The organism is Syntrophorhabdales bacterium, assembly GCA_035541455.1.
Taxonomy (GTDB): Bacteria; Desulfobacterota; Syntrophorhabdia; order Syntrophorhabdales; family WCHB1-27; genus JADGQN01.
Genome location: DATKNH010000087.1, coordinates 1 through 6,666, shown reverse-complemented (window position 1 = coordinate 6,666; position 6,666 = coordinate 1). Strand labels below are relative to the sequence as shown.

At 55.7% G+C, this 6,666-nt stretch carries 8 protein-coding genes; 5 read left to right on the top strand and 3 right to left on the bottom strand.

Features of this window, described 5'->3' with window-relative positions:
• On the bottom strand, window positions 1–1,256 hold a 1,256-nt coding region (locus VMT71_09130), incomplete at its 3' end, for an acetyl ornithine aminotransferase family protein (protein HVN24124.1).
• Window positions 1,257–1,827: 571 nt separating this feature from the next.
• On the opposite strand from VMT71_09130, the gene VMT71_09125 reads away from it, so the two are divergent.
• The 5 genes from VMT71_09125 (at window position 1,828) to VMT71_09105 (ending at window position 5,653) form a co-directional block, all read left to right on the top strand.
• Window positions 1,828–3,486, top strand: coding sequence for a PAS domain S-box protein (locus VMT71_09125; protein ID HVN24123.1), 1,659 nt, complete (start codon window positions 1,828–1,830; stop codon window positions 3,484–3,486).
• Window positions 3,458–4,111 (top strand): response regulator transcription factor, encoded by a 654-nt coding sequence (locus VMT71_09120; protein HVN24122.1) that lies wholly within the window; start codon window positions 3,458–3,460, stop codon window positions 4,109–4,111. The genes VMT71_09125 and VMT71_09120 overlap by 29 nt, the downstream gene beginning before the upstream one ends.
• An 83-nt stretch (window positions 4,112–4,194) precedes the next feature.
• Window positions 4,195–4,977 (top strand): TerC family protein, encoded by a 783-nt coding sequence (locus tag VMT71_09115; GenBank protein HVN24121.1) that lies wholly within the window; start codon window positions 4,195–4,197, stop codon window positions 4,975–4,977.
• A 66-nt stretch (window positions 4,978–5,043) separates the two neighbouring features.
• Window positions 5,044–5,358 carry a hypothetical protein gene (locus VMT71_09110; GenBank protein HVN24120.1) on the top strand — a complete coding sequence of 105 codons (315 nt, stop codon included), beginning with the start codon at window positions 5,044–5,046 and terminating at the stop codon, window positions 5,356–5,358.
• 79 nt (window positions 5,359–5,437) lie between these two features.
• On the top strand, window positions 5,438–5,653 hold the full coding sequence (locus tag VMT71_09105; protein ID HVN24119.1) for a hypothetical protein: 216 nt from the start codon (window positions 5,438–5,440) through the stop codon (window positions 5,651–5,653).
• A 4-nt stretch (window positions 5,654–5,657) separates the two neighbouring features.
• Here the strand turns inward: VMT71_09105 and VMT71_09100 are convergent, their stop codons facing one another.
• Together VMT71_09100 and VMT71_09095 are read right to left on the bottom strand one after the other, a co-directional pair.
• The gene (locus VMT71_09100; GenBank protein ID HVN24118.1) at window positions 5,658–6,113 is read right to left on the bottom strand and encodes a pentapeptide repeat-containing protein; all 456 of its coding nucleotides are present in this window, start codon (window positions 6,111–6,113) and stop codon (window positions 5,658–5,660) included.
• A gap of 3 nt (window positions 6,114–6,116) precedes the next feature.
• Window positions 6,117–6,666, bottom strand: a 550-nt coding sequence (locus tag VMT71_09095; protein ID HVN24117.1) for an MFS transporter, incomplete at its 5' end; no start/stop codon positions are given.

Here is a 6,666-nt window from a genome sequence, read left to right as displayed (position 1 = left end):
GTGAGAGCCGGGCAGAAACGAACGGTGTTTTCACCACATCCCAGCAGGAGCAATCCCTTCTGAAATGACTTCATGACTATTTCATTGCGCCAGTCGGATGCCCTTTCCTTCGTATCGCGGTCCTTCACCAACTCGACACCCACCATTAGACCTTTGCCACGCACATCACCTATACACTCGTGAGAACGCTGCAGTTCTCTGAGACCCAAGATGAGACTCTCCCCCTGCGCTGCCGCATTCGCCATAAGCTCGCACTCGAGCAGCTTGATCGTGGCCAGGGCAGCCTGGCACGACACCGGGTTGCCCCCGAAGGTGGACGCGTGCGAACCCGCCTCCCAATCCATGATGTCAGAGCGCGCCAGCATCGCCCCGAGCGGCATGCCAGAGGCAATGCCTTTGGCCAACGCGATAATATCCGGAGTCACGCCGAAGTGTTCCATTGCGAACATCTTGCCCGTGCGGCCCATGCCTGACTGCACTTCGTCCGCGACGAACAAGATGCCATACTTCTTCGCGAGACGTGACAACTCCTGGTGAAACTCGGACGGAGGGACAATGTAGCCGCCCTCCCCCTGGATAGGTTCCACAAAAATAGCAGCCACTTCTTCCGGAACCATAGCTGTTCTGAAGAGAGTCTCTTCTATCCAGCGGACACATTCTATCCCGCATCGAGGATAGCAGAGGCCATAGGAACAGCGGTAGCAATAGGCATAGGGGATGTGCGTGATGCCGGGCACGAAAGGATGGTAGTGTTTCTTCTGGATCGTCTTGCTGGCAGTGAGGGAAAGAGCACCCATGGTGCGTCCGTGGAAAGCCCCGAAGAACGCGAGGTTCAGTTCCCGTCGGGTGTGCCAGCGCGCGAGCTTGAAGGCGGCCTCCACCGCCTCAGCCCCTGAGTTCCCGAAATAGACTTTCTTTTCACCTTCTCCCGGTGCGAGCGAGCTCAGTTTTTCCGCCAGGACCGTTTGCGGTGTCGTGTAAAAGTCGGTTCCCGACATGTGCAGAAGCTGTTCAGCCTGATCCTTGATGGCTTGTACCACCTGCGGGTGGCAATGGCCCGTTGCACATACCGCTATGCCGGAGGTGAAATCGAGGAATTGATTGCCGTCGACGTCCTCGACCCACAGGCCTCGTGCCTGTCGCACCACGAGAGGATAGACCCTCGTGTACGAAGGAGAGACGCGGCGCCGATCGATCGCAATCCATTTGGAAGCCTCAGGCCCGGGAGGCGGGGTCTTGATGACAGGACGTCGCATGGTGGTCAAGTAACTCTACTACAAACCGTACTCAACCGACAACCTGATCATTCAGGCTGACAATGCCTATGCTTCTGCGCAAGATCCGCGGCTGCACTGCACATTTCCCTTGACAGGCCCTTCCCATAGGTGCAACCATGGAGTAGAGCACAGCCTCATTCGCCCAACAGGAGTAGTTCTCGTGAGGCGTTCACGAATGACAAGCCGTACGCGGTCCTCCTTTACCGCCGTTCAGTTCTTTCTTGCAGCTCTCTTCCTGTTGTCGGTTCTTACCCCTGAACAGGCGGACGCCCCAGAATGTAAAAATATTGCCGTCCCGGCTTTCGTAGAAAGCGATGCCGAGTTCGCCCTATGCTGCAATCCAGTCGTCACACCCGAGCTCGAGTGCCACGCCACGTATCTACCCCTTATACTACGGGCAGTCTCACTACCTGCGCTGACCGTTTCAGGTAATTTCTACAGAGGCCCTCCTTCCTTCTCTTCTGCGCTTTAAGCCCAGAATCGATCCAAGCAGAACAATGAGGCTGCTGGCTCGTTGCCTTTGAGCCTCAGGCTATAGCAAGGATATCCCATGAAAGCAGATGAGTTGACCAATTTTGAACTCCTGGAACAGGAAACGTTGGGGCGCGAACGGGCAGAGAGGGCACACAGGGAATCGGAAGAGCGTTACCGGGCACTGATCAAACACTCCTCCGAAGCCATCTTCATATTCGACCCGAACACAGGCAGGCTCATTGAAGCCAATGATCAGTTCCTCAGGATGCTGGGGTACCGGGAGGAGGATATTGCGCATCTCAAGCTGAAGGATATTGTCTTTTTTGAAAACAAGGTCTTGAGGCAGGAGATCCAGAATACCCTTGAGAGTGGCCGGGAGGTGTTCGGATTACGCCAATACAAACGGGCGGATGGGTCGCTTCTCGACGTAGAGGTAAGCGCGACCCTGATAACGTACCGCAGCGAGCAGGTAGTGATGGTGAACATGCGCGATGTCACCGAGAGGATGCGAGCCGAAAGCGCGCTCAGGGCTTTGAAAGATGAGCTGGAGCTGAGGGTTGCAGAGCGCACAAGCGAATTGCAGAACGCCAATGAGAAGCTCAGGCTTGCAGTGGCCAAGGGCCAACGCGTGGAAGAGATGCTGAGAAAGGGAGCCGAGCGGTACAGGGACCTTTTCCAGAACTCACCAATCGGTATTTACCGGGTCAACCCGCACGGGCTTATACTCATGGCCAACCATGCGATGGTGCGTATGCTTGGGTTCAAATCGTTCGCCGAGATCACCACCAATGATATTGAAGAAGATGATTACGAGCCGACCTACCTTGAGGCGAATTTCAGAAAGCGACTTGAACAGGAAGGACGGGTACGCGAGTACGAGACCACATGGAAACGGCCGGATGGCACTGACATATTTGTGAGCGAGAACGCGAGGGCCATCAAGTCTGAAGACGGGACCGTCCTTTACTATGAAGGCACGGTTGAAGATATCACCGAGAAAAAGAAGGCCGAGGAGAAGATCGAACAGTACCAGGGGGAGCTCCGCTGGCTCGCCTCGGAGCTTTCCCTTGCAGAAGAACGGGAGAGACGGCGCATCGCGAACATACTGCACGACGATATAGGCCAACTTCTTGCCGCTGCCAGGATAAAGTTATGGGGCCTTCTGGAGGCAATGACTTCGGAGGACCTCAAGACCCAAGCGAACGATGCACGCCAGCATGTGGAAGAAGCGATAAACCGGGCTCGCTCCCTGACGTCCGAGCTCAGCCCTCCGATCCTCTACGAACTCGGCATTGAGGCTGCCCTGGAGTGGCTCGGCGAGCGGATGCAGAAGCAGCATGGGTTCGGCTTCACCTTCGACGGCGGTAACGGGTATATGCCTCTCGATGAAGAGGTGCGTATCTTCCTCTTCACGTCCGTCCGGGAACTCATGGTCAACATTGTCAAGCACGCCAAAGCGCAACACGTAAGGATCTCGATCAAAAAGATCGGGGGCGACGTCGTCGTAGGCGTGGAAGATGACGGTGTGGGATTCCTGGCAAGAGAAACAGGCTGGGGCTCAAGTGGCTTTGGTCTCTTCAGTATAAGGGAACGCCTTCGCCACCTGGAAGGCCACTTACATATCGATTCCGCACCAGGAGGCGGTACCCGCATCATACTCTCAGTGCCTTCAAGGATCAAAAAAATAGCAAAGAGGACAGCACAAGATGAGCGTACGACTTCTTCTGGCAGATGACCACAAGATCATGCGCGAGGGCCTTAAGGCGCTACTCGAACAGCGCGCTGATGTGCAGGTGGTGGCAGAGGCGGAGAACGGACTGGAAGCGGTGCAACTCACCCAGGAACTCAGGCCAGACATCGTGATTATGGATATCGGCATGGCGGGCCTGAACGGGATAGAGGCCACGCGGCAGATCACTGCGGGCGTGCCGGGAGTCAAAGTAATTGCCCTCTCGATGCACTCGGAGAAACGCTTCGTCGTCGAGATGCTCAAAGCGGGCGCATCCGGTTACTTACTGAAGGACAGCGCTCCGGAAGAACTGACCGCCGCGTTGCGGGCACTGGCTGCAAACCGGCCCTACCTCAGCCCCAAGATCACCGACGTTGTCCTCAAGGAGTATCTGAGCACACTGCCGCAAACAGAGCCGACCGCCTTCACGGTGCTCACCGCGCGCGAGCGAGAAGTGCTCCAACTCATCGCCGAGGGAAAGACGACCAAGGAGATTGCCTCCGCCCTCAAGGTGAGCGTGAAAACTATCGAAACGCACCGCCAGCAGATGATGGAAAAGCTCAACATCAGGAGCATTGCAGAGCTCACGAAGTATGCGATAAGGGAGGGCCTCACCTCTCTTGACCCCTGACCGCCATCTTGTCTCAATCCACTAGGTAGTCTCTCTTCTCTTTCTCCGGTCTTTCACCCTTCTTTATCAGGGATACCCTGATTGTGAAGTTCGGCAGAATGGGCAAATCTACTAATATGGAAGCATTTCTTCAGCAGATAGGGACCTTCGAGTTCCTCACCGGCCTCGTGAGCATCATGTTCATCAACATCATCCTCTCGGGTGACAATGCGGTCGTGATTGCCATGGCCGTCCGCTCCCTGGCCCCAAAAAAAAGAAGGCAGGGTATCATACTCGGCACCGCAGGAGCGGTCGTGCTCCGGATCGGCCTCACCTTTGTTGCAGCGAGGCTGCTTGAGATAACATTCCTCAAGCTTGCCGGGGGGCTGATGATAGGCTGGCTCGCCATAAAGCTCTTTGTCGAGGGTGGCCCTGCCGTAGATCAGGAACGGGAAGTGGCAACGTTGGGTAAGGCCATCGTCATCATCCTGGTTGCAGATCTGATCATGAGTACGGACAATGTGCTTGCGGTGGCTGGTGCGAGCAAGGGAAGCCTTGCCCTGCTCATTTTTGGATTGGGCACCAGCATTCCCCTCGTGGTCTTTGCCAGCAATATGCTGTCGAAGCTCATGGATCGCTACCCGATTATAGTCTATTGTGGCGCAGCAGTGTTGGGAAAGGTCGCGGGTGAAATGATCATCACCGATCCATTTGTGGTGAAGCTCCTCAACGCTCCCGGCCCTTACGCGACGTATGCAGCAGAGGGCGTATGCGCGGTCGCTGTGGTGGTGGCAGGAAAGACGTGGATGAGGTGGAGACCGGCCATCCCGAGAGTGCTCTCTGATGAAACGGACCCCTTCTACCTGGCAGACTGGGACTTGCGGTAGATCTGCCTGTGTCAAGGGAACAGCACAGGAAGTGAACTCGATTGTGTCCTCGCACGGAGGTGAACCATGCGTACCATAGCTGAGATCAACACAGCCGAGAGCACGAGCGATGATGCAGGGAAGATAAGCGCGGCGGAGAGACGAAACACATTGGCCGCATCGTACGCAGCTGCATTCCTGACGCTAGGCCTGTTATTGAGCTATTGTTCAGTGGGCACGACTCTCGGGGTAATGCTGGCTGTGAACGTGATTGTGGTGGGCATCACGCTGCGCGCAGTGCGAGAAGCCAACGCTGAGGCAAAAAGCCTCGCGTGGATCTTTTTGGGGTGTTTCAACTTCCTCGTGCTTGTCTGTTTGTCCTGCCCTCTGTGTCTGAGATAGCCGTTGGGCACTGGTATGAGGCTTACGCATTCCAGAAGAGAGTAAGTCACGATTTGCCAGATCGATATGGAGGTCATCAATGCACAGCAAATGGAGTACGTGCTTGTTCGTGCTCTCACTCGTTTTTCTTTTCCTTGCAGTTGTCCAGCTTCTGAGGATTGACCTCAAGGATTCCAGCAGCCTTACATCCTCTGAAAATTCCTGGGGTAGTCTTTTCTTCCTCTTTGCGATAGCTACGATCGCCGCTGCAGCCCACCGGGTAGCGGAGTGGAGGCGTCATCTCTCTGTCGAATAGCAGGTTACCTGGAACCGCCGACGGAGCCTCCTCTCCATCGTGAGCCGTCGATCCACGTGGCCCTGGTGAGATTCGCACCTGATAAATCGGCGTTCTCCAGGGTCGCACCGAAAAGGTTTGCCCCGTAAAGCTCGGCGGTGAACAGATCGGCTCCGGTGAGGTTCGCGCCGCTAAGGTTCGTGCCCGTCAGGTCAGCAAGGAGGAGCTTCGCACCCGAGAGGTCGGCACCGGACAGGTCCGAGTGCGAGAGGTCTGCTCCGGATAAATTGGCGCGAGAGAGACGTGCGCCCGACAGGTCACTTCCAGCAAGGTACGCTCCAGACAAATCACAGCCGGGACAGCTTTTTGTCTTCTTCAGTTTCTGGACGTCTGCCGCGGTGAAGGCAGAGGCAGTACTCAGCAGCAGTGGCGTGCACGTGATGAAAAGCAGCATAACAAACGCGATTCTCTTTATGCGCACTTGCTAGCCAAACGCCTTCTTCCCCGTGGGAATTAAGAAAACGAGGGGAATCACAGATGCCAGAACTAAGCCGAAAAGAGCAAACGTAATCCCGAACCCGACAAGACGACTTGAACTCAGGTGAAGGATGCACGTGATCAATGATATGCCAAGTGCTCCGCCCACCGTCCTGAACATTCCTCGAAGGCCCATGATAGTGGCGATCTTTCCAGGCATTAGTTCAATGGAAGCATTGTTGGCAGCCGGGTTCGTGATTCCAGCGCCGATCCCGGAGACCAGCATAAGAACAGAGAGTACTTTGAGTATGCTCAATTGCGTACCGCTGGCTCCAAGGAGGAGACCGGGAACAAAAAGGAGTGTCGCGCAGGAGACAACTACCAGGCCGCACACCAACGGCAGACGGTACCCATAGTGTCTGAGCAGAAAACTGGTAATGGTCGACGCCGCAAGTACTCCCAGGGAACGCGGGGTCAGGATCATGCCGCTGAGCAGCGTCGAAAGGTGGTACACGGAGGTCACATAGAGGGGAACGAAAGAAAAGAGGCCGAAGAAC